Here is a 25,651-nt window from a genome sequence, read left to right as displayed (position 1 = left end):
TGGTTGATAATTTATTCGTTAATAGTCAATCGTTTGTCTTTTATAGGACTAAACTTCAGGGGCGGTCGCAACGCTCCTGAATCTTTCACCTATCCATTTTGTGCTTATTTAATCACAGTTACCCTCCTTTCTTTTAACTCAAAATGAACACCTCCCGTTAGGGCGATAAGGTCTAATAATTTCTGTATATCTGCATTTCTAGCTATCGTTCCTGAGAAACGTACGCCTTCAAAATTTCCATTATAATCTACATCTATGGCATACCAACGTGCAATAGCTGCCATCACATCGTATAGGTTAGCATTGTCGAAAGCAAAAGAACCATTACGCCAAGCTATAGTATAAAAAGGATCAATCGCTTTTACCGAAACCTGTCCCTTCTCGGGGTTATAACTAGCTTGCTCATTAGGCTTCAATTCCTGCACTTTCTTCCCATCAAATGTCAAGCGTACGGAGCCTTCTACCAAGGTGGTACGAATCATAGGGTCGTAACTGTTTATATTAAACGTAGTTCCCAATACTTCCAACGACTGCTTGCCGGTCTTCACTATAAAAGGTATGCTACGTTGTTCGATTTTAAGCTTAGCCACTTCAAACAGCGCCTCACCCTCGAGCTCCACCTCCCGCTTCACCTTCCCAAAATTCAAAGGATAACGAAGCTTCGATGATGCATTAACCCAAATTTTTGTTCCGTCGGGCAGACACAACTGATATTCGCCACCCTTAGGGGTCACAATTGTATTGTAAAGCGTATGGCTTGGATTTTTGCCCGTTAGCTCATAGGAAATACCTCCATTTTTATCTTTAACAATGATGTAGCCATCTTGTACAATGCGTGAATTAGCGTTTAACTTCTCCAGATCAATCTGTTCCCCATTGTCGAGCAATAGGTTTCCTTTTGCCTTACCGGGCATTACTTTATCCGATTGGTAAGCAAGTTCATCGATTGATTGTTCTGTTTTATAGGTTTGTAAAAAAAGAAAGGCAAATAGCAATACAGCCGCCGCGGAAGCAACAGCATACCAAAGCCCTCTACTAGACTTCGGTTTGGCAAGCTCTTCATCGGCACGCACAGCAAATAGGATACGATTAAACAGTTGATTCGAGCGTAAGGTAGACAGGCTAGCTTTCGACTCTTCGTCGGCCAACTGGTCCATCAGTTCATCCAGCCACGGTTCGGCAGACTCCTGACTAACAAAGGTTTTTAAAGTATGTAAATCCGCTTCACTGATTGTACCATCATGAAAAGCGATAAATAATCGAAATAATTGTTCTTTAGTCAACGTCTATATATTGCTTGTACTTTTATAATAGCTTAAGCATATACTAGCGGACTAAAGGAAAACACATTTTTCTTCAAAAACAACTCAAACCACTATATACCAATTGTTTAATTCACAAAAAAAAGCCCCTAAGTAAATCACTTAGGGGCTTTTATAAAAAATTAAGCATTTTAAAAATCGTCTGCAGTAGCTGGCTCCTTCATCAGTTCGTTGAGCTCCACTAAAGTTGCTTTTAATTTTTCTTCCAGCGCACGAAGACGCTTTAAAGAAGTGCCACGATACAAATAACGATTCTGATTTAATTGTTTTTCGTATTCTTCTTCCGCAAAATAATATTGTTTCCCTAGAAAATTTTTACCTTCCCAAAGCTGATACTTAACATCATAAAGCTGCACGCGGTACTTCCCGTCTTTAACCGTAATATCAACCATAAAAGAATAATGTCTAAAGGCATCAGGAATACCATTCGCGAGGTCATTAAAAATAACATTACCAATAATCCTACCAGCCTCTTTATCGTGTACCCAATTCGGTGCCTGCAGATCTTTCGTGGTGCCTGCCGACCATTTTAGTCCACGAAGAAACAATACATCTTTTGATAGATTAGCATCCACCGCAACCACATCTTCGTAAAATATTTTACCATTTTTTGTAGGCATTGTTACCCGATCAACATCATTTTGTCCAAAAATAAAAAGAGTAAATAAGAGAAAAAATAAAACAAGACTTCTCATCATCAAAAATTATGGTAAATAACATTTAAAGCACGAATATATCAATATCCATTAAGAATCCAACGGGTAACTATGCCTAAAGTGAAAGGTTAAGAGTCAGCCTTCGGCTAAAATAATAAAAAGAAGAAAGAGAGCAAAAAATAGTACTTTTCCAATTGTAGACGGATTTTCTTGGAGGCGGCGATTATCTGGTTTTTAACAGTATGGCGCGAAGTTCCTGTATGAGCAGATATGTCGTCATAGCTTAATCCTTGAAGCTTATTAAGCCGAAATGCTTCCTGCTCCTTTGGCGACAAATTATCCATCGCTGTCTGCAAAAGACCATTAAGTTCGTTAAGCTCAAGCCCTTGCTGTGTAGCCATGCAACCTTCATCCCAATCTTGACCAAGATATTTTTGATATTTCGCCTGCACAACTTTCTTGCGGAAGTTAGCAATCAACATACGCTTAACAATTACAAATAGATAAGGATATATTTGCGCATGCGTATTCAGTTGACGGCGTCCTTTAAAAAGCTGAATAAAAGCTTCCTGCACGACTTCTTCGGCTTCAAAATCACAACGTGCTACCGACACAGCATACCGGTACAAGATCTGTTGATAACGATCAAATACCTGACGAAATCCAAGCTCTTCTCCTGCGAGAAAACGCTGAAATTCTGCCTCTGCTATATCTAAATCTAGTTGTTGCCTCATGTCCTCCAATAAATACCAAACTCGACCCTAAAGTACGTAATGATGCATCAACCCAACATGAATACATCTTTAAGTTAATATTAAGCTTTCAGTGCTCTGCCTGTAGTAAGAAATACACTACGTAGCAATTCTACCGAAAGAATAAGCCGCTCCCTTATCATACAATGACTAAAAAGTAGGCTACTATAAAAAATAAGAAACTAGAGGCATATCCTCCATAAAGAAAGCTAATTACCCGCATAGACATGTTAATCCTACGGCCGCTTTGGTTCACAATCGATTAAATATAGTTATTTAAAAGCAATTAATTTACTATGCTATTCCGAAAAAGAAATATTTATAAGTATATGCTACCCTTGAAAACAAAAAAAATCCTGCTACTCATCATTCAGCAGCAGGATTTTATCTTTTATCACTTCGTACTATTTGGAGAACAAGGCTTTTTTCAAGGCTGTCGCAGCATCAAGAACAGACGCTTGTACCGCAGGAATATGCGCCAAAGGATTAAGCATTCCATAATCATGGATAAATCCTTTATACTCTGTAAGTGTAGTGACAACACCTGCATCATCCAATTTTCGTCCGTAAGCAACACCTTCGTCGTGCAGGATATCATTTTCCGCTACTTGCACGAGCGCTGGAGGCAGCCCTTTTAATTCTTCTACCGATGCCTTAAGTGGTGAAGCATATTTGTTGTTACGCTCAGCAAGGTCAGGCAGATAATTATCCCACATCCACTTCATAAGCGGTGTTGTTAAAAATCTTTCTTGCGCAAACTTAGTATACGATGCTCTGCTGAAATCTGAATCCGTCACCGGCCATAACAATATTTGCTGAACCAAATGGGGCCCTTTCTTATCTTTTGCCATCAGTGCTACTACGGTAGCCATATTTCCGCCTACGCTATTTCCTGCAACAGCAAGTTTACTGCCATCGACACCGATTTCCTTACCATGCTCCGCTACCCATTTTGTGGCAGCGTATGCTTCATTTATAGCGACTGGAAAGCGCGCTTCGGGTGATGGTGTATAGTCTGGAAAAACAGCTACTGCACCGCTGTGTACCACGAGGTCACGAACAAGTCTTTTATGTGTAGGAAAATCTCCTAAAACCCACCCTCCACCATGGAAGAACATAAACACAGGAAGACCTGCCTTTGCTCCTTTCGGTTTTACAATATGGATTTTCACGCTAATTCCGTCTTGGGTAATTGTCTTTTCGGATTCTTCGATGTCGGAATAATCAAACTTCACCGATTTTTGTGCGCCAACAAGAACCTGGCGCGCCTCTTCAGGAGGTAGCGTCTCTAATGGTTTTCCGTCACCACTATTCAAATCCTTTAAAAATGCCCTTGTTTCCCTACCAATATTCGGGTCTTTGGCGGCAGGAATAATAGATTGTGCCATAACATTAAAATTTAAAAGAATACAACTACCTATAAAACAAACTCCTTTTGATATAGTTTTCATGACTTTTAACTTTGAAGATGAATAGCGAGTGTAATTTCGAAATTGAAGGCCCCACTCACCGGACACGTTCTTTCTGCATTTTTCGCAATTTCAGCAAATGCTTCGGCAGAAATTCCATCCACTTTAGCATGTAGCGTTAAGGCTGATTGGGTGATTTTGCCATTCTCCAGCGTGATGACCGATGTGGTCTCCAAGCGCTCTGGAATAAAGCCCGCCTGTGTTAAGTCTAAGCTTAGTTTCATCGTAAAACATCCGGCATGTGCTGCCGCCAATAACTCCTCTGGATTAGTACCTACACCATCTTCAAAGCGGCTTTTGAATGCATATTGTGTTTTGTCTAGCACCGAACTTTGGGTAGTTAGGTGTCCACTTCCTTCTTTGATTGTGCCGCTCCAAACGGCTGTTGCGTTGCGTTTCATCGTTTTATTTTTAAATGTTTAAACTTGATGAAACAAAGGTACACCCTTCTTTAAAGCCAATAAAGAGCATAAAGTCGAATATAATTGTACTTTTTTCCCTAGCAGGGATATTATATGGTTATTCGGATATTTTTCTTCGAAAACTCGCAGGCGATGTTAGGCACTTTTGGGTAAACAGCCGATTAAAATAAGCAGGATCATCATAGCCTAACTTAAATGCGATTTCTTTAATACTCAAACCAGTATACAATAACAATCTTTTAGCTTCCAAGATAATCCGGTTTTTAATAAACTCGTTGGGACTTTCTAAATTCAGTTTATGGAATTTTTGGGTGAGTGTCTTAGGCGCTAGGTGTAACATCGCTGCATAATCTGCTACAGCATGCTTTTCGCGATAATGAATGTCAACCAATCGACCGAAGTTCCGTAGAAAATCTTGATCAACCCCTTGCATATGCACCTTTTCATTTTCTAGATTTTGCTTTTTCCATGTGCGTGTGGCACGAATAATAATCTGCTTTAAATAGATGCGTATCATCTCTTCAGAGGAACTATCTTGAAGCGACAACTCGTCACGAACCTGCTTAAATAGCATAGAAATAACATCTAGCTCGGCAGCAAACAAATCAACCTTCGGAATTTCAAAAATATTGTTGAACAGGAGACCGTCGCACGCCACTTCTTCATCATGAATCTGAATACAGTAAAAATCCCTATTGTAATTGATTAGAAAAGCATCCTCCTCTCCCGCTACATCAACTTGAAGATATTGATTGCTATTGACAAAGAATAATGTCGCCTGTTGCGTCTCATACCGATTGAAATCCACCGTTAACGTATAGCCTGCCGGGACGAACAATACTTTAATATAATACTGTAAGGCTCCTTCATTAATCAAATTGATTGTCCCGGAATTAAAAGAAATCAAACTTAACTTCTTATGGTTCGATTCGAAAACAGCCGCTGCGTCGTTCATCTTTAATAGGATATTTAAAAGTCAAAAATAAACAAAATGCAGAATAACAACTGTCTAGCAACCTGTTAACTGGTATAAAAAAGACATATGACCTTTTTTAAGCAGGAAACGGCGATAATTACGGACTACAGTTATTCAAAACCACCCGAAATAGAAGTGATATGATAAATTAATCTATTTTATTTGAAAAAAAATTTTATTAGGTTAACACTGTTCATTACTTTTGTATCACCATGGGAATTACAGAACGCAAACAGAGACATAAAGAAGATTTACGTAACCGCATATTAGAGGCAGCGAAAAAACTCTTTGTCCAGCAAGGCTATGAAGCAACCTCCATCCGGAAGATTGCGAAAGAGATTGAGTTTAGCCCAACCACAATTTATATCTACTACAAAGATAAAAATGATATTATTTATGCCCTTCATCAAGAGGGATTTAATATGTTGCGCGAAAAATTTAGCACGCTTATGCTTGTAGAAAACCCTTTTGAGCGTCTCAAAGCTATCGGAAAGACCTATATCGAATTTGGACGTACCAACCCAGAGTTCTACGAAGTGATGTTTATGATGAAAGAGCCTATGGACTTTATTGGCAACAGCTGTATGGATGACAAGTGGGAAGATGGCGAAAAGGTATTTGGAATCCTTGAGCAAACCATTACGGAATGCCAGACTAAAGGCTATTTCACCAACCTACCGGTTAAGCTCGTAGCGCTTCAAGCATGGACTGCGGTACATGGTATTGTCAGCCTATACATTAGTCAACATTTGTTTAAACTCAATGAAACCTTAGGCTTAAATTACGATATGCAGGTCGTAACTGATCAAGCCTTTCAACTATTCTCAACGTATTTAGAACGAACGAAATAATTTTTTTACCCTAATGGTTAACACTGTTAATATTAAAAACAGTATACATAGAATAATAAAAAAAACAACAGGATATATGAAGCCCAAATCCCTTATCCCCTACCTCTTGCTTTTTGGCCTGCTTCCGCTGGCACAAAGTAAAGCACAGGAGCGTCCTTTAGCAGCCTATGTGCAACAAGGTTTAACCGAAAACCTTATTGTCGCACAAAAGAACCTTTCGCTACAGAAATCAATGAATGCCTTGGAAGTAGCCAAAAGCTTATACCTCCCTAGTGTTTCCTTTGATATGCTGTATTCTACAGCCAATGGTGGTCGCTCTATTGATCTCCCTGTCGGGGATTTAATCAATCCGGTTTATCAAACTCTTAACCAACTAACGCAATCGCAAAACTTTCCGCAGATAGAGAACGAGAAAATACGTTTTCTACCACGTAATTACTATGATGCGAAATTGCGCACAAGCATGCCCTTGATTAATACAGATATCAAGCACAACAAAACCATGCAAGATCAATTGGTGCAGATGAGTGAAGCAGAAGTAATCATCTACAAAAGGGAATTGGTGAAGGAGATAAAATCGGCCTACTACACCTATCTGAGCGTGCTGGAAAGCATCAAGATTTATGAAAGTAGCTTATTGCTCGCCAAAGAAGGTAAGCGTGTCAATGAAAAACTATTGGCAGCAGGCAAAGGACTACCGGCCTATGTATTACGCTCAAATGCGGAGATTGCCGATGTAGAAGCCAAACTTACGGAAGCCAAACAAAAAAGTAAGAATGCGCAGTTTTATTTCAATGCGCTACTCAATAGAGATGAAGATAGCCCTATCCGCGTAGAAGAAGACAGTAAAGTGCCTGCTACCGACGAAAAGTTGCTGAACAACAGCAGTGACGAGCGCGAAGAGCTAAAATCTCTCGCCATGCATATCCAGCTACAGGAAACAATGGAAAAAATGTACAAGCAAGTTTATCTACCTAAATTAAGCGGCTTTGTAGACCTTGGCTCGCAGGCTGAAGGCATGCGCGTCAACAAAAACTCTGCCTATTATATGGTAGGCCTACAGCTGAGCTTTCCTATTTTTTCTGCAAACAAAAACAAACTGAAAATTGAAGAAAGTAAAATCGCCGTTAGCCAAGCACAGAACAGTCTAGCACAAGCTAAGCAGCAACTAAGCCTTGCTGTTCACGTAGCGGAAAATGATGTACTCAGCAGCATGAAGAGCTATGAAAGTGCCAAAGTGCAGCTGGAGGCGGCGGCAAGCTACCAACGCCTTATTCAGCGTGGATTTAGCGAAGGTAGCAACAGCTATATAGAAACGGTAGACGCACGCTCCCAATATACCAATGCCCAACTTGCCTATAACATAGCGGGATACAAGGTACTACTGGCGGCAGCTAAACTAGAAAGAGAAACCTCATCTTATCCTTTATAATCAGCAATTAATCATCATGAAAACAACCTTATATACAGCCCTACTGGCCAGCACGGTACTATCCCTGGCGAGCTGTGGACATACGGAAGAAAAACAAAATACCCCAAATCGGATGGACACCATCCCTGTTACCTTGCTCAACTTAAATCCGGTACTTCAGGATGGTAGTATTGAGGCTACAGGCGTATTTACCACGGAGGATGAAACAGTACTAAGCTTTAAAAATGGTGGTGTCATCGCGCGTATTTTTGTTAAAGAAGGAGATATGGTTCGTAAAGGACAGCTGCTAGCGAGTGTTCAGGAGACCGAAATCAATGCTAAAGCAGGACAGGTCAACCTATCCATCGAAAAGGCTAAGCGCGACTACGACCGTGCACATCGACTATACCTCGATAGCGTAGCGACTTTAGAGCAGGTACAAAATGCAAAAACAGCCTTAGAGTTAGCGAAACAAGACCAAAAATCGGTTTCCTTTAACCAGGAGTATAGTAAAATTGTAGCGCCAAGTAATGGTTATGTGCTTGCCAAACTTGCCAACGAAGGCCAAGTTGTCGGTCCTGGTACACCAATCCTACAAGTAAATGGTGCTGCCGATACGGAATGGATATTAAAAGTGGGTGTCAGCGATAACCAATGGACGCAGATTCAAGTGGGTGACAATGCGACGATCCAAACGGATGCCTTGCCCAATGAAAACTTAGCGGCCTTTGTCTACAAAAAATCGCAAGGTTTAGATCCTCGCAGCGGCACATTTGCTATCTACCTTAAACTGAGAAACAAAAATAGCAAGCTCGCTTCTGGTATTTTCGGAAAGTCAACGATTCAGCTACAGCAGGCAGCCAACCAAAAGGGTGAATGGAGCATCCCTTACGGTGCTATCCTCGATGGCAACGGTACAGAGGGCTTTGTCTTCGCTACCGAAGATGGAAAGATAGCCAAGAAAGTAAAAGTGCAACTTTCACGTGTAGATAATGACTACGCCATTGTGTCAAGCGGACTTGAAAACGTTAAAGCTATTATCGCAACAGGAAGTGCCTACCTCGTAGACGGCTCTCCTATTCATGTAAAGTCTACCCCTAAAAAATAGGTCTATGCAACTCATAAAATATCCAATCAAGAACTATCAGTTCACCTTGATTATGTTGCTCATGATCTTGGGATTAGCTTTCACTACTTTACGAAACATGCCTCGTGCGGAGGATCCGGAAACAAAACCGGCCCACTTCCCTGTGGTCGTTGTCTATCCGGGTGCCAACCCGAAAGATATGGAGCAGCTGGTGGTAAAACCGCTAGAAGCACGCTTCTACGCTTTAGACAAGGTAAAACATATTAAATCTACCATCAACAATAGCGTTGCTTCCATCATTGTGGAGTTTGACTATGGTGCTGATTATGACGATAAGTACCAAGAGATTATTCGCGAGATGAGCAGCGCTCGTCCGGAGCTCCCCGAAAACATATACAGCATGGAGGTTCTTAAATTTGACCCTACCAATGTAAATGTATTGCAAATAGCGCTGATCTCCGAAAATGCTTCTCAAGCCACAATGAAAAAAGTAGCTGATGATTTGAAGCAGGATTTAGAGAAAATAAAAGCCCTAAAAGAGGTTAAAATATCAGGTTTAGCCGACCAGCAGGTACGTATAGAAGTCGATCAAGCTAAGCTCGCGGAATTAAAAATACCGATGAGCCGTCTTATACAAGTCGTGCAGGGTGATGCGCAAAATATTCCTGGCGGACGACTGAATGCTGGAGAGAAATCGTTTAGTGTAAAAACCAGTGGTAACTACCAAAGTATAGATCAGATTCAGCAGAGCATTATTTCTAGTGCTGATGGTAAAAATATATTCCTTAAAGATGTAGCTAAAGTGTTTCCTTCCTTTGGAGAGAAAAACCACATCACGCGTTTCAATAGTTACCAGTGCTTACTCGTTAATGCTGCCCAAAAAGGAGGATTAAATATTGCGAAAACGCAAGAACAATACAATGAAACGTTGGCAACCTTTAAAAAGAAACTACCTCCAAATGTAGATCTGGTGGTTAGCTTTGATCAGGCTCAGAATGTTAACAAACGGATCAGCGGATTAGGCCTTGACTTTGGTATCGCTATTGCACTCGTACTCATCACGCTGCTACCCTTAGGCCTACGTGCCTCTTCGGTCGTGATGATTGCCATCCCACTATCTTTGGGCCTAGGGATTATTGCGGTCAACGCGCTAGGCTATTCTTTAAACCAGTTGAGTATTGTAGGTTTCGTCGTTGCCTTGGGCTTGGTGGTTGATGATAGTATTGTCGTCGTCGAGAATATCGAACGCTGGATGCGCGAGGGCTATACACGACTCGAGGCTTCCATCAAAGGTACTGAGCAAATTGCGTGGGCCGTTGTTGGCTGTACAGCGACACTTGTCATTGCCTTTGTACCTTTAGTATACATGCCAGAAATGTCGGGCGATTTTATCCGTAGTCTTCCGATAGCTGTTATCACCTCCGTATTGGGATCTATGGTTGTAGCCTTACTCATCGTACCTTTCTTAGCGAGTAAACTATTGAAACCACATGCACATGCTGGCGGCAATGCCTTGTTGCGTGGTATGCAAAATGTCATTCATAAAAGCTACGGTGTATTCTTAGATAAAGCTTTGAAACACCCGAAACGCACTATTCTGATTGCTTTAGCTGTTTTTGTAGGTTCATTAACGTTAATTCCTGTTATTGGTTTCAGCTTATTTCCACCATCCGAAAAGCCTCAATTTATGGTGGTCGTATCCAGCCCACTGCAAGGGAGCTTGAACACGACGGATAGCATCACAAGACTGGTGGAGAAAGATCTATCACAGATAAAAGAGGTTAAATATTTCACCAGCAATGTGGGAAAAGGTAATCCACGCATCTATTACAACATGCCGCAGACGGCGGAAAATGTATCCAGTGCCGACATCTTTGTGCAGCTTCAGGATGATGTTAAATCGAAAGATAAGATGCACCTGATTGAGGAACTTCGCAAAAAATGGAGCCCATTCCTTGGTGCTAAAGTGGAGGTACGCAACTTCGAACAAGGAGTTCCTGTCATATCGCCAGTTGAAGTACGTGTATTTGGAGAAAACTTGGATACGCTACAAACCTTGGCGGCTAAAGTAGAGGCTATTTTGAGCAATACAGCGGGGGCTGAATACATCAACAATCCGATTAAAAACAATAAGACAGATTTAAAAGTACAGATCAATCGCGAGAAAGCGATGGCTCTGGGCGTTTCGCCAACAGCGATAGACCAAGCCGTTCGTGTAGCCTTATCAGGCTACAAAGCGGGTACTTTCTCCGACCCTCGTCATGACAATGACGACTACAGTATCATCGTGACCACGCCTGGTGGACCAACGCCACAGATTAAATCTTTGGAGAATCTATTTGTCAATAATGTGGCAGGTACGGCCATCCCTTTGGCACAGCTAGCGACGCTAGAATTTGAGGCATCACCATCCAATGTGTACCGCTATGATAAGGAACGTATGGTCGCCGTGAATTCTTTTGTTAAGAAAGGTTTTAACGATGATAAGGTTATACAAGATGTCATTAAAGCAATGGATAAACTTGAGCTACCAGCAGGCTACCGTTATAAAATGGGCGGTGCTGTAGAAAGTCGCGAAACGGCTTTTGGCGGATTTGGCTCGATTATCTTGATTACCGTATTCCTATTTATTGCTGTCCTAATCCTAGAGTTTAAGACCTTCAAGAGTACGTTAATTGTACTATCGGTGATTCCTCTAGGTATTGTTGGTGCCGTCTTGGCCCTTCTTGTTACGGGAAACACGCTTTCTTTCGTAGCCACTATTGGTATTGTTGCCCTAGCAGGTATCGAAGTGAAAAACACCATTCTTTTGGTTGACTTCACCAACCACCTACGTAAAGAAGGTATGGAGCTCAACGAGGCTATTGAGAAGGCCGGCGAGACACGCTTTCTCCCTATCGTATTGACCTCGCTAACGGCTATTGGTGGACTTACGCCAATCGCATGGTCGTCAAACCCATTGATTTCACCACTAGCCATCGTCATGATTGGTGGATTGATTAGCTCGACTATTCTATCACGTATCGTAACGCCTGTTGTTTATAAATTAATACCTCCACATATTGAACCCGAAGTAAAAAATGAAGAATCTCTTAGTACTATTTAGTTTCGTTTGCTGTACTATTGTTGCTAAAGCTCAATCGGCCAATAGCATAAATGGCCAATGGATAAATCCTGAAAAAGATGGCAAGATTGAAATGTATGAGCAAGCAGGTAAGTTTTACGCCAAGCTGGTATGGTTAAAATCACCTAACGAAGCTGATGGAAAAACACCGCGCAAAGACCGCAATAATAAAGATGCCAACCTTAGGGATCGCACCTTGGTAGATATGGTGCTGTTCAGCAACTTTGTATTTAAAGACGGTAAATGGGTGAACGGTGAAATCTACGATCCCAAATCAGGGAGATCATACAGTGGACAAATGACACTAAAAGGTGATAGACTGGAAGTGCGTGGCTACATCGGGAGTCCTGCTTTTGGAAAAACACTTATATTTCTACGAAAATAATATACATCATAAACAAGGGAGCCAATTGGCTCCCTTGTTTATGATATTCTTCGCTTATGCCTTCTTGTTGTAAGCTATAGGCTTTGCTCCTGCTTAATGTTTAAAATCCCGTAACATAGCTTATCTCCTTACATTCTGGAAAATTTTCTGAAACGTACTACTTTCAAAAATTTATCATCAACACAGCATAGAAGCAATTCTTGCACCTCTTTAAGTTGATGGCACTAATGCACATTTGCTTTCGAAAATAAATTGATAATAACCACCCCAGCAACGATACAACCAATACCCAAAATAGCCGGTAAATCTAGCGGTTCTTTATACACCAAATACCCAACTAATGATATTACGACAATCCCTACGGCCGACCAAATGGCGTAAGCAATCCCGATAGGAATACCTTTTAAGGCAAATGTCAACATATAAAAAGAGGAAGCCAGCGCTATAACAAAGATTAAAGAAGGAACAAGCTTCGTAAACTGTTCAGTCTTCTTTAAAAAAGAAGTACCAATCACCTCAAAAATGATCGCCGCCGCTAGAAATAAGTAGTGTTTCATAGGCTAAAAATACGAAAATGAATGCACTGCGAAAGTAATATTTTCGCCCCTAGGTGAGGCCTTCCAGAAAAAACAATAAGACTACTATTTCAGAAAACGTGAAAAAAGGACTTTAGAATCAGCCCCTAAAGCATCTTAAAACCACACTTATAGCGATTTAATAAAAAGGTAACATAGACCAAACAATAGCCACATATCTCTTTAAGACTTTAGTAGCGTCAATTTTAACCAAGGATGGATTACAAAAACGCATCAGATACTGTTTTATGGGATAGTTGCTGCCAAGATGATAATCTAAAAGCTTACAATGAGCTGGTCGCACGCTATGCTCCTAAGCTGTATAGCGTCTGTAACCTATACCTTAAAGATAACTTCCTAGCGGAGGAATTATCCTTGGATATCCTATTTTGGTTATGGCAAAAGCGAGAAGTAGTTCAAATACGCACAAACCTTTCTGCCTACCTCCATCGTGCAGCGCGCAACGCTGTCATTAGCCAATATCGGAAGCAAAGTAAAAATAAGCTAACCTTACAGGAGAATTATAGCGACCATGAACTACTAGATCAACGTATGGCTGACTACGGTCTATTGTCTCAAGAGGGGGAAGAACAATACGATAAACTATTAGCGGGTTTAGGCCCTAAACAACAGCATGTATTTGTACTACGACGTGAATATGGCCTTAGCCATAAAGAAATAGCGCAACAGACCAACCTATCGGTCAATACCATAGAAAATTATATCGGCTCCGCCCTAAAACACTTCCGCAAAGGACTTGTTTCTATACCTTTCGCATTTCTTAGCTGCTTCTTTTTTTAATTTCCTTAGGCTCGTCTTTAGGGTTATCCTCATAAAAGCAAGAACTATACTTTCCTAATAAATATAACCCCGTTGGGGTCGAATGCTTAAAATCCACTTAAGCTATATATATGTCAATCTGCTGGATTGATTATCTTACACACACACTAACCTGATTAAAACATAGCTGTATTTCCCCGGAGAGTAAGATATTTATAGCCAATAAACAATTTGTAAAATCGTCCCCGCGGAATCGTATATGGAATTAGATAATTTTTTTTTCATCGCTGCTACTTCCTATACCCGTCTCAACGCTTCGCTTTGTTCGACCTGAAGATTAAGGAAAGGTTTCTGCAACTAGTAGAAGCCTCCTTTAGCACTCCAAAAACCGACATTCTATTCTTTTTTTCAAAAAACTCTATTTTTTTTCATTTTCCATAGGTGGTAAACCTAGATTCTTGCGCCTATATAGATGTAAGCATATTACTCATGGAGGAACAAGAGGTCAACGATGACTTATGGAGAAAATATCTCCACGGAAAATGTACAATAGAAGAAAAAGAAAAACTGACTAATCTACTGGATCAGCCTATCCATCGTGCTACACTGCAGCGCATTATGGAAACGGAAACGACAGCATTATGGGGTCAATCTTCAGAAACTACAGCGCTAGATGATGTGCAAGTAGCTACGTTTCAAGAGAAACTACAACAGCGTATACAGAATGCACAGCATAGCAACCAAATGATAAGCCACAGAAGCAGTTTTAGGAAACAGCTATGGTTACGCTATGCGGCCATCTTCATTGGCTTCACCTTTTTAGCAACAGGAGTATGGTATCTTCAGCAACAACAGAAAGAACAAATAGCACAACAAATGGTGGTTATTGCACCAGGAGATGACCAAGCGGTTCTTACGCTATCAAATGGAAAAACGATATCCTTATCAGATGCCTCAACCGGTCAGATTGCAAATCAGGAAGGTGTAAAAATTAAGAAAACAAAGGATGGTGAGATTGTATATGCCAGCCAAGCAACTGAAGATTTGACTAACACCTTCAATAGTGTTAGCACTCCTCATGGCGGACAATATAGCGTTGTCCTTCCTGACGGTAGTAAAGCATGGCTAAATGCAGGTTCCACCCTCACCTACCCCGTGCAGTTTAAGGAGAATTTACGACAGGTAAAGATGACGGGTGAAGTCTACTTTGAAGTTGCAAAACTATCATTGCCACAGGGTAAAGGGAATGTTCCTTTTATAGTAGATACCGAAAAGCAACGCATTCAAGTACTGGGCACCCAATTTAATGTTAATGCCTATACAGACGAAGACTATACACGAACAACTTTAGTAGAAGGTAGTGTGAAGGTTACGGCTTTAAACAACGGACAAACTATTTTACTTAAACCTGGGCAGCAGGCTACCCTGAGCAGTCAATTGCGGGTAGAAGGTGCCGATATTGAACAGCAGCTAGCGTGGAAAAATGGCGATTTTATCTTCCGTGGTGATGACTTAAATAGTGCCCTACGTCAGGTGGCACGCTGGTACAATATAGAAGTAGACTGTCCTCCACATTTAGGGCAACTACGATTCAATGCGATGCTATCACGCTCCAAGCCGATAAGTACCCTGATTGATATCATCGAAACAACACATAAAAATAAAATAAAAATCGTATTAAATGGAAGGAGGTTGACGGTGAAAGACTAAGCTTACTATTTATAAAAATGAAAGTTTAGCAAGAAGACCAGAAGTGCTGCAACACCTCTGGCCTAGATGTTAAGCTTATTGAAGATAATGCTGGATAAACACAATCAAATAATACTAACGCTAACAAAAGTATGAATTTTTATCAAATCATGCGTGTTATGAAAATCACCATGGTCATCATAACCTGTTTTTTGGTTCAGGTCAGCGCGAGCACCTATGCGCAGCGCGTCACAATGAACCTTAAAAACAGTCCTATTCATGTTGTCTTAGAAGAAATCAGAAAGCAAACAAAATATGATTTCTCTTATGATGTGAACGTATTTAAAAATGCGCAACCCGTTAATGTAAACGTGAAGGCTGCCACCATTGAACAAGTATTAAAAGCTTGCTTCTTGAATCAGCCATTCACCTATATCATTAAGGCGGAGTCGAGTTTTTATTTTGCCCGATGAAGCATCACGGACTAGTGAAAGAACTCGAGAGCAGCAAACGACACCCATAAAAGGGCAAGTCGTCCAAGCTAGCAATGGCAGCGCTATTGCTGGTGTTTCCGTCCGTGTCAAAGGCACACAAACCTCCACATCCACAGATGGCAACGGACAGTTCACCATCCCTGTGCCCGCTGGTGGCGCAACGTTAGTATTTACTTTTCTGGGCTTAGGCACACAAGAGATTCGTGTCGACGGAAGTCAACGTCCTGTAACCATACGTATGCATCAAGCAGCCTCTACTATTGAGGCTTTAGAAGTAAAAGTACAGGCTCGTACGAAAGCCAATACTGAAGCAAGCGTATTGGAAGAACGCCGCAAATCGGCCATCGTTCAAGATGCCATCTCCGCCGAATTAATCGAACGCACAGGAAGCATCACGACCACACAAGCGCTACAGCGCGTAACGGGAGTAACGATAACAGACGACAAATATGTGGCCGTTCGGGGCTTGGGTGATCGCTCGGTTATTGGCCAGTTGAATGGAGCACGTTTAGCTTCCTCCGATCCCGACCGCAGTGCCATTCCTTTAGATTTAGTTCCTGCATCATTGCTAGATAACATTACTGTTTATAAAACAGTAACGCCCGACAAGCCCGCAGATGCGGCATCAGGTATTGTGGAATTGAAGACTAAATCTGTACCCGAAAAGATGACATTTGAGGTTATTGCACAAACGGGCTTCAACTCCAATATTGGTATTGGAGGCAATTACAACAGCTTTTGGAACAGCGAGATGGGTGTTTTCGGATCTGCTATCAATAAAAAGAATTTATCCCAAGACTTTCTAAACCTCTCGAAGCAATATCCCGATGGACTAGGTTCCATTCAGCGGATGATTGCCTCGAGCGGCTACAATCCGGAAGTTCGCCAAGAAGTAACTCGCATCAATTCCATTATGCAAGGTTTCGATCCGGTGTTGACTACACAAGGTAAAAAAGCCCCTTTAAACCAACTCTATTCAGTAACCTTTGGGAATAGCTACACACTATTCAACAAACATAAACTGGGTGTTATCTTAGGCGGAAATTACTACCGCCGAACGACAAACATCTACGATGGGAATCTTACACAGTATAGCATCTATCAAGGTATTGTTACAGGAAGCCCTTACATATACAGTCAACGTAAAATCCCTAACTACACGACGACGAATAACATCGTGATGGGAAAATACCAAACCTATAAAGAAAATACAGGTGTAGAAACTTTAAACTACGGTACATTAGCCGGTTTGACCTACCGATTTAGTCCTAGACATGAGATAAGCTTTCAATATTTAGGAAGCTGGGGAGGCGAAAATAAGGCTACTAACCTACGTGGTGGCTACTACTATGCTGGATTACCTGGAGAAGTAAATAGTACAACCTACTCCTTAAAACAAACCTTCCGTACGCTACACACCTTTAATTTCCAAGGGGAGCACAAGTTGCTAAAAGGAGCATATTCACCACGATTAAGTTACAATTTAGCGTCGTCTACCTCCAATCAAAATGACCCTGACTACCGTTTTGCGAATATGGTAGACTATAAACCGCGCCATGGTGGTTCTATACTCGTACCGACCATTAGCCATACTCCCGGTGCTGGCAATTCAAATTACGTATACACGGAGCGTTTTTATGCCTTAACCTCGGGTTATGTAAATGGCTTTGGTCCTTTCGGAATTATACAAGCCGATCCAAACGGTCGTCGCTGGAGAAACTTGGACGAGACAAACTATAATTACAAAGGTGACCTAGCTTTCCCGTTTCAACTGTTTGGCTTCAAGCAAGAGTTTAAAACCGGATTTAACTACCTTAATCGGGAGCGTAAATTTGGAGAGAATGTGTTGTTCTTACCAGGCTCTAACTTCACCAGCTATGGACAACATGGACCAGGGCAGTTCTCCTCTCTCCCACTATACAATGTCGAAGGTAATTTAAACCGATTAGTAAGTGATGAAGTTATTGGTATCAGAACACCTAATGCTGCCGTTGGCGAAGGTGATTTTCCCGTTGGTGGCTTTTTATATAATATCCAGAAGTCGCCTAATAACTACAAAGGTTTCTATGAGACCAATGCTTTTTATGGGATGTTGGACTTAAAACTAACAGACGATTTCAGAATTGCTGGTGGTCTACGTTTTGAGAATACAAATATTCAATCTTCGGTAGATACTGTAAATGTATATTTAGACCCTTCGCTTTCTGCCGCCAATGCTGACGGAACGGTAAATCTAAATCCCCAAAATCCAAACTCTGTTTACAAACAAGGATACAAACCATTCTACTCGGCCAATGCCACCTATAGCCTACATGACAACATGAATTTCCGTGTCGCTTTTAATACGACGCTAGCGCGTCCTGAGCTACGTGAGATCACCAATGTATATGAATTTGACGCTTTCCAAATGGGCTTGGTTGTCGGAAATAGAAACCTGAAAAACCAGTCTACCAAGAACCTTGATTTCCGTTGGGAATGGTTTCCAAACACAGGCGAAGTAATTGCCATCTCCGCTTTTGGCAAGGAAATAAACAACCAATTGGTAAAAGTATTCAGCCTACAGACGGAAGGATTAGCCGCAAAATTCCCGGAGTTTCCTATCATCCAGTTTCAAAACGACCCTAACCGAGGTCGTGTATATGGTATTGAGTTGGAATTGGTTAAGAACTTAGGCTTCCTATGGGAACCTGCATCTAACTTCTTTTTGGGTTCCAACTTACTATTGGCACAGAGTAACATCAAAAAAACAGAAGAACGATTGGCCGCCAACTGGTCTATTGACCGAAATGCACCAACGAACAGTCCACTATTTGAACAAGCCCCTTACAGCATCAACGGTTGGCTAAACTACACCAACAAAAAGTGGGGTACAGATATCACAGCAACCTATAATAATGTCGGCGAGCGCTTGGTACAGATTAACCTTACGGGAGAGCCTGACTTATATACACGTCCCTTCTCCGTATTAGATTTGGTATTCAGCCAAAGGCTGAACAAAAGAATACTCTTTAAAGGTTATGCAAAAAATATCCTTAACCCAGCTATCAAAACCGTATATGCTAATCCAAACACGGGGGGCAAATGGTATGGTCGCGAATATTTAAACCGCAGCTACCAAAGAGGAGCAGAATTTATGTTTGGTTTTACCTATAACATTTTATAAGCATGAGACATCAACAAGAAGATAGGCTACACAAAAATAAAAAAACCATCAGTGTGGTTCTTTTTATAGAGATACTATTGGTGTTATGCGGAATTTTTGTGCTCTCCTGTAAGCGAGAAAACTTAGATTACACCTATGATTATAGACCTAATCAAGATGCACAAAAAGCATCATCCGTACGTTTAATCAATCTTTCAGAGAACAATCAGTTAATAGCGAATGGCGATAGTTTAACGAACTTTTTCGTTCCTCCACAAACTAATGGCTATATCCCACCAGAGCAATTAACTCCTCCGGGGACACATTATTTTCCGAAAGACGGACGTTTAGGATTAAGCTGGTTTGTACCACAAAACCTATTTAAGACAGATGGTATTGCTAATTTAAAGACAACTTTCGAACCCATTCCGAATAGGCCTATCGTATCGTATGAAGTGGAGTTGAACCTACGTGACGATTACAGCAAACCTAAGGATTATTACCTGCTACTTAATCATGAAGGACGTGTTACGAGTCCGGATAAGTTTGTGGAAGTGCCGCGTGCCGTAGCTGCACCATCACGTCCTGATCACTTTAAAATACGTATTATCAACTTTTCGAAGAAACTTCTTTCCTATAGTTCTATGGAAGATATATCGGGAGCCATAAGCTTAACTTATGCCGATGGGACTTCAGTGAGTGATGCCACAAAAAGTATTGCTAGCAATCAATGGTCTGAATACATAGAGCTGCCTTACGGCACCTACCAATTTAAAGTTCTGACAGCCAATGGACGTCAGATTCCTGGTAAAGGGCAAGTTTACTACCGCCTTATCGACCGACAAACATCAACGATGGAGATGAGCACAGGAATAAACTCCAACGCCACTTCTGGGCTTACCTATACGCCAATGCAAACTTTTCAACCGGGTGGTATTTATACCATTGTGGTGCACCCTTCCATGTTTACATGGAGCACTGGCCGAGACGATATCAGTGAGCTACAAAATAGCTTTCAAATTATTACTGATATCAGTGAGCCTTTAAATCAAACATATAGTCAAATCCAGCTTGCCAATACCGTAATCGGCCAACAGGCCCTCCTCAAAGTGAAAGGACAAAGTACGGCAATCACCGCCTATGGCTCTGCTTCCGACTATACACGTGTTGTAGCAGGCAAGCAAACTGTAGAAATAACAAGTGCAAACGGACAACAAATTCTATCTCAAGAAGTAGAGCTACAAAGCGGACAGAACTATACCGCCTGGCTATATCAAGATAAGGATAAAAAAGTCAACATGCTCTTAGCTGCTAACAATTTGGCAGGTACAATCTATACGGGTAAAGATGATCAAGGCAACAATGCGACCATCGACCGTACTAAATCGGCCTACCCATTCTTCTTCCGTTTCTTGAACTTTTGTCCACAAATTCCATACACGACCATCACCAATGGTTCTGGCGTGCCCTATGGAAACCTAGCTAATGGAAACACAAGCGGCATCAATATGACATTGGGCGTCCTCAACACCTTTGCGCCTTACAGCTCGCTATGGTACGATACCGCTATAGACCAAGATGGTTTCTATCAATTTATGGCCTATAGTTCTGCTCCTAACCGAGTGCCTGGCGATTGGTTAAAACAGATCAGCACGCTATCAAGCTCCCAACTGGTTGCCAACAAGAAACTCTACACCAATGTGGGCCGTAAAGTACCTGCCCATGAGCCAGGCGTATATTCTATAGCCATTATTGGTGACCTAGAAAAAACAAATGATGCCGAGAAGGCCAAATTCATGTTGATTAAACATACTAAATAGGATTAGCGATGAACGTAAACATTTTAACCACAATCCTGCCTAAAACAAAACGTATCGTTTACTTTTTGCTTTTAGCACTTTCTTTGGTCGGCTGTACCAAAACGGAATTCCGTAAGGTCGACGACCCTGCCTATATACGCGTATTTAATAACTTAACGTATACGCTATCTTTAGCAAATAAAGAAGAAGCTCAGCCTTTCTTCTGCATGTTTATTGATCCCCAATTTGATTCTTCTGGCAAACCTATTAGCGGACTAGCTGTAGGTGACTTTTTGGATAAGAGAAACATATATGCAGCACCCAATGCGGCACATGCTGGACTAAGCACCTCTAAATTCAATCCGGAATATCCGGGTAAAGAACTGGTACCAACGGGGCCTATCCTCAATGGGTTTGATCTAACAAATTGGGCACAAATACCGGCTGGTAAACGTCGTTTTCTATTTATGTCCCGCCCTATTAGTGACATCGCTTTTTCAAAATTGCCCGATGAACAGCAACGTAAAGTATTCTTAGACACTATCATTGACCTCTCTTCGCAGGAAGTATATACCTTACATATATTGCAGCGAGATTTCAACACGAAAGAGAATGGTTTGTATGTGCGTCAAGAGACTTTCCAGAAGCAATCTTTTTCGGATACCTTAAGCTATGTAAACTTCTACAACCTAAGTTCGAAGGGTTTCTCCGATGCACCTAGTGCGCTCAAAAACAGTGTCCCTCAAACAAGTATACAATTCAAAAATGGTGTACGCGATTCTATGAATATATTCATGACTCATATTGAGCCTAACACAGATAATAAAGGAATCACGACGCATACGCGCATTCCTGCTTTTAGCTATCAGTTTGCGGGGACGGTAATTCGTAACACTAAAGATGCTAAAGTAACGCCTTACTATAGTTTTCCAATTTTCCCAAAAGCGAATAATAAAATCTATTCCAATACCTGGCAATTTCTCCAATTTGCGGCTTTAGGAATTGACCCTAAAAACTCAACCCAATATCCAGAGCCTCCAACAGAGGGGAAAGGGCTACCTGATTTTAATAGAACCTTTGCTTGGCTAAAAATGGACAATGGACAATATGCACCGGCAGAGCCGCGTAATAGTTTTTTCCCTGGACTGACTATTAACGTTCATTCCGGCATTTATAATCCTAAAACTTTCGGTGTCGTAAATAGTATCGAAATCGTCAATGGTAACGTCTTTTTGATGACAGTACAACGTAAATACCCACAACCAATCTACTAACCATGAGAGATAAAATAATATATATCCTATTATTCGTTTTTCTCCTTAGCTCCTGCAAACATGAGGACCTAGATATATATGAGGAAAGTGAGAACTACAGCAATGCTGCAGATTTTTTAGCAAATAACTACAGCTTAAGCTTATTTCATGCTGCACTAAAACAAGCTAACCTACTGGATCTGTTAAAACAAGAAGGGCCCTATACCCTATTTGCTCCAGACAATAATGCTTTCAATGCCTTAGGTATTGTTCGTGCTAGTGATTTTTCTAGCATGAATCAAGATAGCTTACGTGCGATGTTACTTTACCATATTTTGCCAAGACGTTTATACAATCGTGATATTCCCAATTACACAATAGACAATAAGTATATGAATATGGTGGATAAGGAAGTATTTATCGGTTATAGATTTTCAAACTCCTGTACCTCATGTAATGTACTATCCGAGATATATGTAAATGGTTCCAAGTCGGTATACGCTACACAAAATATAGCACTAGCCAATGGTGTCTTGCATGTCATTGATAAAGTGCTGAAATACGACAAAACATTACAGGATGTACTAACACACAGACCTGAATACAGCTACTTTGTAGCCTTATTAAAACGTGTCGGCGATTGGGAACGGTTAGCGCAACCGAGATTTACAACTGTTTTTGCGCCCGATAATCAGGCCTTCGAAAAAGCAGGATTTACGCTGGAACAAATTAACAAACTAGACCCTAAAGTGTATCAAAAAAGACTGTGGCGTGTCTACTGGGTAGACAACCATATCTTTCTTTCGGATATGGTAATCTATGGCCAGCTAGATGGTTCGGGTTACTATGGTGCACCTTTCTACAAAGTACCCATTATTGGTGATGAAGACTATTATTTTGGTATTTCTGCTGCTACCCCTAAAGAGCCATTCATAATTGAAAAGAATCCTAGGTCTACGGATATCCCCATAAGAAAAAGTAATTTCCAACCGGACTACCGCACGGATTATAAAGCAGACAATGGTGTTCTTCATGGTATCACCAGCCTGCTTGTCCTACCTACAGAAGCTAAAATCAAATAAAGAACACGACTAAAGATAAACAGATGAAACGTATTTCATACTTAAAAATAACAAGCTGGGCTTTATATTCTTTGCTATTAATAGGACTTGGCTCCTGTCAAAAGGCCGAATTCATGCCGCCACCAGTAGGTGAAGAACTCCCTGCTCCTGCTTACAAAAGTTTGATTGAAGCCCTCCCTGAGCAAGCCAGTTTATTTAAGACTGCTTGGCAAAAAGCGGAGATGGAAACAATCGTAATAACAGAACTTGGCCAAGCGAAAACAACCTTTCTTGTTCCCAACAACACGGCAATGGAAGCGGCAGGCTTTACGGCTGCAAAAATACAAACTGCCGATAAAGCTAGCTTACAAAAAGTATTGCGTTATCACGTGCTTAATGGCAATATCAGTATAGAACAGCTAAAAGTAGCTGGAGTAGATTTAATTTTCACAACCCTGCTCAAGCATCCTAAATATTTAGAAGGCGAGCTCAAGGATCGTACCCTATTTAGGGATGTCCCATATGGCTATCGACATCAGTTAAATACCAGAGATGGTAAACTTGTCATCAATGGTAAGCCTGTTGCTGTCGACAAAGAATTGGATGTGGCACAAGGCAAGGCTTTCCTTGTCGACAAAGTATTCATCGCTCCTGAAGATCAGATGTATGACTTCTTAGTCAAAGATGGTCGTTTCTCCTTATTTCTTAAAGCGATGGAGCTCAACAATGTGGAATATGAAAACGAGTTGGCTCTGAATTGGTTTGTCAATTTTTTCCCACCGATGCGCTATTTAACGGACTGGAATTATTACTTCCCTTCAGGGTTTCATTCACGTCCGGATCGTCCTAGACATATCATCCGTTTCACCCTATTTGCACCCACGGATGCTGCATTTCAAGCTTTAGGCATCAATAACACCGCTGATTTGGAATCCCTTAACAGCCGCATACCTACGCCCTACTATTATGATCAAGACCAAAGGACACCTATAGATAGCTTATTGCGCTACCACCAAACAGCAAGACCTAGAGCAGGATCCGATTTTGATGATGAATACCTTGAGTATTCATACAATGTGCAAGTAGGACAAGAAATCAATGCTATCGATTTTTACACCAATATGCTCAATGATAAAATCTTGTCCAACTACATGATTCAGTCCTACACGGGCTCTGGAAATTGGATATACAGGTACCCAGAGCATCGCTTTAACCGAACAGGTGATAAGATTAAAGTAGGACATATCAATAGTAAGGACCAAAATGCAACTATCATTGAGGAAGATATTAATACCATCCAAGGACCTGTGCATGTGGTAGACCGAATTATCGTTCCCAAGGATTTTAGTATGTGGCACAAGAAATAATAAAGATTTAAACGATTAGACATAAAATACACTTATGAAATCTACGAAATACCTTTATGCGGGTTTATTGGCATTGTCCTTATTCTCTTGTTCAAAGGATGTCGAAAATCCTGACCAAGGGAAACAAAAGAACACGTTGAACGACCTTGTTCGTGATAACTTTGGTTTAACTTATCTCGCAACGTCTCTCTATAAAAGCGGACTTAATAATACGCTAAGCCAAACGGGTAACTACACGTTAATTGCACCTTCGGATGCAGCATACCAGATTGCTGGCTATCTAAAACCGGCAGAGCTTTATGCGGAGCCGGCGAACAAATTGGCAGAACAAGGGAATTATCATATTCTTAAGAACCTCGTTCCTTTTTCTGGCAAAGCACTAAAGATGAACCAAGAGGAAGAGACGCTACTGGGTACAAAAATCTATTGGAGCCGTGTAAAACGTGGACAAGATACCTTGACAACGATCAATGGTGGCCGCCTACTGCAATCGGATACCAAAGCGTCGAATGGCATTATGCAGGTGCTTGATCGCGTATTAACGCCAAACACACATAGCAATTTAAAACAGGCCTTAGCGGCCGATGCCAATCTGAGTATGTTTTACGAAGCGTTGAAAGTAGCCGGTTTATTGGAGCCTTTAGCCAACAGCAACACCTTCACTGTGTTTGCACCCAACAATACGGCGGTCAAAAACTATGGATATCCCAATCTAGAAGCTATAGAGAAGGCAGATCCTGCCGTACTTAAAAGCTGGTTAAGCTATCATATCGCACAGGAACGCAAATTCGCACAAGACTACTTCCTACTAACGCCTATGAATACAAAAAGCTATAGCGAGAAAATGCTGAACGAGAAAGTTCTAACTATAAATCTTTTAGATCAATACAATGTACCCAACAGCTTCACAGGGATTACCCTTCAAGGTATAGGCAGTACATCAATTATTACACCGACTAAACTAGATGTGATTGCAGGAAATGGGGTTATCCATATTATCAATCAAGTACTGAGATAGTTTATACGCATAGTTAAA

At 41.1% G+C, this 25,651-nt stretch carries 21 protein-coding genes; 14 read left to right on the top strand and 7 right to left on the bottom strand.

Annotated features, from left to right (window positions below; translation table 11 throughout):
* Positions 1-104: 104 nt before the first annotated feature.
* From WH223_RS17025 to WH223_RS17000, 6 genes are all read right to left on the bottom strand, one after another.
* Complete coding sequence (locus WH223_RS17025) at positions 105-1,283, bottom strand: FecR family protein (protein ID WP_340049020.1); 1,179 nt, start codon at positions 1,281-1,283, stop codon at positions 105-107.
* A gap of 170 nt (positions 1,284-1,453) precedes the next feature.
* Positions 1,454-2,020, bottom strand: coding sequence for a DUF4468 domain-containing protein (locus WH223_RS17020; RefSeq protein WP_340049019.1), 567 nt, complete (start codon positions 2,018-2,020; stop codon positions 1,454-1,456).
* Positions 2,021-2,124: 104 nt separating this feature from the next.
* Positions 2,125-2,712 carry an RNA polymerase sigma factor gene (locus WH223_RS17015; RefSeq protein ID WP_340049018.1) on the bottom strand — a complete coding sequence of 196 codons (588 nt, stop codon included), beginning with the start codon at positions 2,710-2,712 and terminating at the stop codon, positions 2,125-2,127.
* A 422-nt stretch (positions 2,713-3,134) separates the two neighbouring features.
* Positions 3,135-4,118: an alpha/beta hydrolase gene (locus WH223_RS17010; RefSeq protein ID WP_340049016.1), complete on the bottom strand. Its 984-nt coding sequence runs from the start codon at positions 4,116-4,118 to the stop codon at positions 3,135-3,137.
* A gap of 68 nt (positions 4,119-4,186) precedes the next feature.
* A complete protein-coding gene (locus WH223_RS17005; protein ID WP_340049014.1) occupies positions 4,187-4,600 on the bottom strand; it encodes an OsmC family protein in 414 nt (137 codons plus the stop codon).
* Between the two features lie 118 nt (positions 4,601-4,718).
* Entirely contained in the window at positions 4,719-5,576 is an 858-nt protein-coding gene (locus tag WH223_RS17000; RefSeq protein ID WP_340049012.1) for a helix-turn-helix domain-containing protein, read from the bottom strand.
* 233 nt (positions 5,577-5,809) lie between these two features.
* Here WH223_RS17000 and WH223_RS16995 point away from each other — a divergent pair, with 233 nt between their 5' ends.
* The 5 genes from WH223_RS16995 to WH223_RS16975 all read left to right on the top strand — a co-directional run bounded on the left by WH223_RS16995 (position 5,810) and on the right by WH223_RS16975 (position 12,455).
* Complete coding sequence (locus WH223_RS16995; RefSeq protein WP_340049011.1) at positions 5,810-6,448, top strand: TetR/AcrR family transcriptional regulator; 639 nt, start codon at positions 5,810-5,812, stop codon at positions 6,446-6,448.
* A 76-nt stretch (positions 6,449-6,524) separates the two neighbouring features.
* Positions 6,525-7,880, top strand: a complete 1,356-nt coding sequence (locus WH223_RS16990; RefSeq protein WP_340049010.1) for a TolC family protein — start codon at positions 6,525-6,527, stop codon at positions 7,878-7,880.
* Positions 7,881-7,896: 16 nt separating this feature from the next.
* A complete protein-coding gene (locus tag WH223_RS16985; RefSeq protein ID WP_340049008.1) occupies positions 7,897-8,967 on the top strand; it encodes an efflux RND transporter periplasmic adaptor subunit in 1,071 nt (356 codons plus the stop codon).
* A 4-nt stretch (positions 8,968-8,971) separates the two neighbouring features.
* Positions 8,972-12,052, top strand: coding sequence for an efflux RND transporter permease subunit (locus WH223_RS16980; RefSeq protein ID WP_340049007.1), 3,081 nt, complete (start codon positions 8,972-8,974; stop codon positions 12,050-12,052).
* Positions 12,027-12,455 carry a DUF2147 domain-containing protein gene (locus WH223_RS16975; RefSeq protein ID WP_340049006.1) on the top strand — a complete coding sequence of 143 codons (429 nt, stop codon included), beginning with the start codon at positions 12,027-12,029 and terminating at the stop codon, positions 12,453-12,455. Before WH223_RS16980 ends, WH223_RS16975 begins: the two co-directional genes overlap by 26 nt.
* 224 nt (positions 12,456-12,679) lie before the next feature.
* Here the strand turns inward: WH223_RS16975 and WH223_RS16970 are convergent, their stop codons facing one another.
* A complete protein-coding gene (locus WH223_RS16970) occupies positions 12,680-13,012 on the bottom strand; it encodes a DMT family transporter (protein ID WP_340049005.1) in 333 nt (110 codons plus the stop codon).
* 234 nt (positions 13,013-13,246) lie between these two features.
* Between WH223_RS16970 and WH223_RS16965 the strand changes: the two genes are divergently transcribed.
* From WH223_RS16965 to WH223_RS16925, 9 genes are all read left to right on the top strand, one after another.
* Entirely contained in the window at positions 13,247-13,831 is a 585-nt protein-coding gene (locus tag WH223_RS16965; RefSeq protein WP_340049004.1) for a sigma-70 family RNA polymerase sigma factor, read from the top strand.
* 468 nt (positions 13,832-14,299) lie between these two features.
* Entirely contained in the window at positions 14,300-15,520 is a 1,221-nt protein-coding gene (locus WH223_RS16960) for a FecR family protein (protein WP_340049003.1), read from the top strand.
* A gap of 131 nt (positions 15,521-15,651) precedes the next feature.
* The gene (locus WH223_RS16955) at positions 15,652-15,972 is read left to right on the top strand and encodes an STN domain-containing protein (protein WP_340049001.1); all 321 of its coding nucleotides are present in this window, start codon (positions 15,652-15,654) and stop codon (positions 15,970-15,972) included.
* A complete protein-coding gene (locus WH223_RS16950) occupies positions 15,962-19,156 on the top strand; it encodes a TonB-dependent receptor (RefSeq protein WP_340049000.1) in 3,195 nt (1,064 codons plus the stop codon). Before WH223_RS16955 ends, WH223_RS16950 begins: the two co-directional genes overlap by 11 nt.
* A gap of 2 nt (positions 19,157-19,158) precedes the next feature.
* On the top strand, positions 19,159-20,955 hold the full coding sequence (locus WH223_RS16945; protein ID WP_340048998.1) for a hypothetical protein: 1,797 nt from the start codon (positions 19,159-19,161) through the stop codon (positions 20,953-20,955).
* An 8-nt stretch (positions 20,956-20,963) separates the two neighbouring features.
* Complete coding sequence (locus tag WH223_RS16940; protein WP_340048996.1) at positions 20,964-22,208, top strand: hypothetical protein; 1,245 nt, start codon at positions 20,964-20,966, stop codon at positions 22,206-22,208.
* Positions 22,209-22,210: 2 nt separating this feature from the next.
* Positions 22,211-23,269: a fasciclin domain-containing protein gene (locus WH223_RS16935; RefSeq protein WP_340048994.1), complete on the top strand. Its 1,059-nt coding sequence runs from the start codon at positions 22,211-22,213 to the stop codon at positions 23,267-23,269.
* A gap of 23 nt (positions 23,270-23,292) precedes the next feature.
* A complete protein-coding gene (locus WH223_RS16930) occupies positions 23,293-24,615 on the top strand; it encodes a fasciclin domain-containing protein (RefSeq protein WP_340048993.1) in 1,323 nt (440 codons plus the stop codon).
* A 34-nt stretch (positions 24,616-24,649) separates the two neighbouring features.
* On the top strand, positions 24,650-25,633 hold the full coding sequence (locus WH223_RS16925) for a fasciclin domain-containing protein (RefSeq protein ID WP_340048992.1): 984 nt from the start codon (positions 24,650-24,652) through the stop codon (positions 25,631-25,633).
* Positions 25,634-25,651: the final 18 nt, after the last annotated feature.

It is taken from the genome of Sphingobacterium sp. MYb382 (assembly GCF_037572665.1).
Lineage (GTDB): Bacteria > Bacteroidota > Bacteroidia > Sphingobacteriales > Sphingobacteriaceae > Sphingobacterium.
This window is presented reverse-complemented; position numbering and strand designations above follow the sequence as displayed.

Bases quoted from the DNA above. Each gene is read 5' to 3' on its own strand.
- WH223_RS16930 (WP_340048993.1), top strand. From the start codon at position 23,293: ATGAAACGTATTTCATACTTAAAAATAACAAGCTGGGCTTTATATTCT.
- WH223_RS17000 (WP_340049012.1), bottom strand. From the start codon at position 5,576: ATGAACGACGCAGCGGCTGTTTTCGAATCGAACCATAAGAAGTTAAGT.
- WH223_RS17010 (WP_340049016.1), bottom strand. From the start codon at position 4,118: ATGGCACAATCTATTATTCCTGCCGCCAAAGACCCGAATATTGGTAGG.
- WH223_RS16945 (WP_340048998.1), top strand. From the start codon at position 19,159: ATGAGACATCAACAAGAAGATAGGCTACACAAAAATAAAAAAACCATC.
- WH223_RS16995 (WP_340049011.1), top strand. From the start codon at position 5,810: ATGGGAATTACAGAACGCAAACAGAGACATAAAGAAGATTTACGTAAC.
- WH223_RS16925 (WP_340048992.1), top strand. From the start codon at position 24,650: ATGAAATCTACGAAATACCTTTATGCGGGTTTATTGGCATTGTCCTTA.
- WH223_RS16935 (WP_340048994.1), top strand. From the start codon at position 22,211: ATGAGAGATAAAATAATATATATCCTATTATTCGTTTTTCTCCTTAGC.
- WH223_RS16955 (WP_340049001.1), top strand. From the start codon at position 15,652: ATGAATTTTTATCAAATCATGCGTGTTATGAAAATCACCATGGTCATC.
- WH223_RS16975 (WP_340049006.1), top strand. From the start codon at position 12,027: ATGAAGAATCTCTTAGTACTATTTAGTTTCGTTTGCTGTACTATTGTT.
- WH223_RS16965 (WP_340049004.1), top strand. From the start codon at position 13,247: ATGGATTACAAAAACGCATCAGATACTGTTTTATGGGATAGTTGCTGC.
- WH223_RS16985 (WP_340049008.1), top strand. From the start codon at position 7,897: ATGAAAACAACCTTATATACAGCCCTACTGGCCAGCACGGTACTATCC.
- WH223_RS16980 (WP_340049007.1), top strand. From the start codon at position 8,972: ATGCAACTCATAAAATATCCAATCAAGAACTATCAGTTCACCTTGATT.
- WH223_RS16960 (WP_340049003.1), top strand. From the start codon at position 14,300: ATGGAGGAACAAGAGGTCAACGATGACTTATGGAGAAAATATCTCCAC.
- WH223_RS16940 (WP_340048996.1), top strand. From the start codon at position 20,964: ATGAACGTAAACATTTTAACCACAATCCTGCCTAAAACAAAACGTATC.
- WH223_RS16970 (WP_340049005.1), bottom strand. From the start codon at position 13,012: ATGAAACACTACTTATTTCTAGCGGCGGCGATCATTTTTGAGGTGATT.
- WH223_RS17015 (WP_340049018.1), bottom strand. From the start codon at position 2,712: ATGAGGCAACAACTAGATTTAGATATAGCAGAGGCAGAATTTCAGCGT.
- WH223_RS16990 (WP_340049010.1), top strand. From the start codon at position 6,525: ATGAAGCCCAAATCCCTTATCCCCTACCTCTTGCTTTTTGGCCTGCTT.
- WH223_RS17020 (WP_340049019.1), bottom strand. From the start codon at position 2,020: ATGATGAGAAGTCTTGTTTTATTTTTTCTCTTATTTACTCTTTTTATT.
- WH223_RS17005 (WP_340049014.1), bottom strand. From the start codon at position 4,600: ATGAAACGCAACGCAACAGCCGTTTGGAGCGGCACAATCAAAGAAGGA.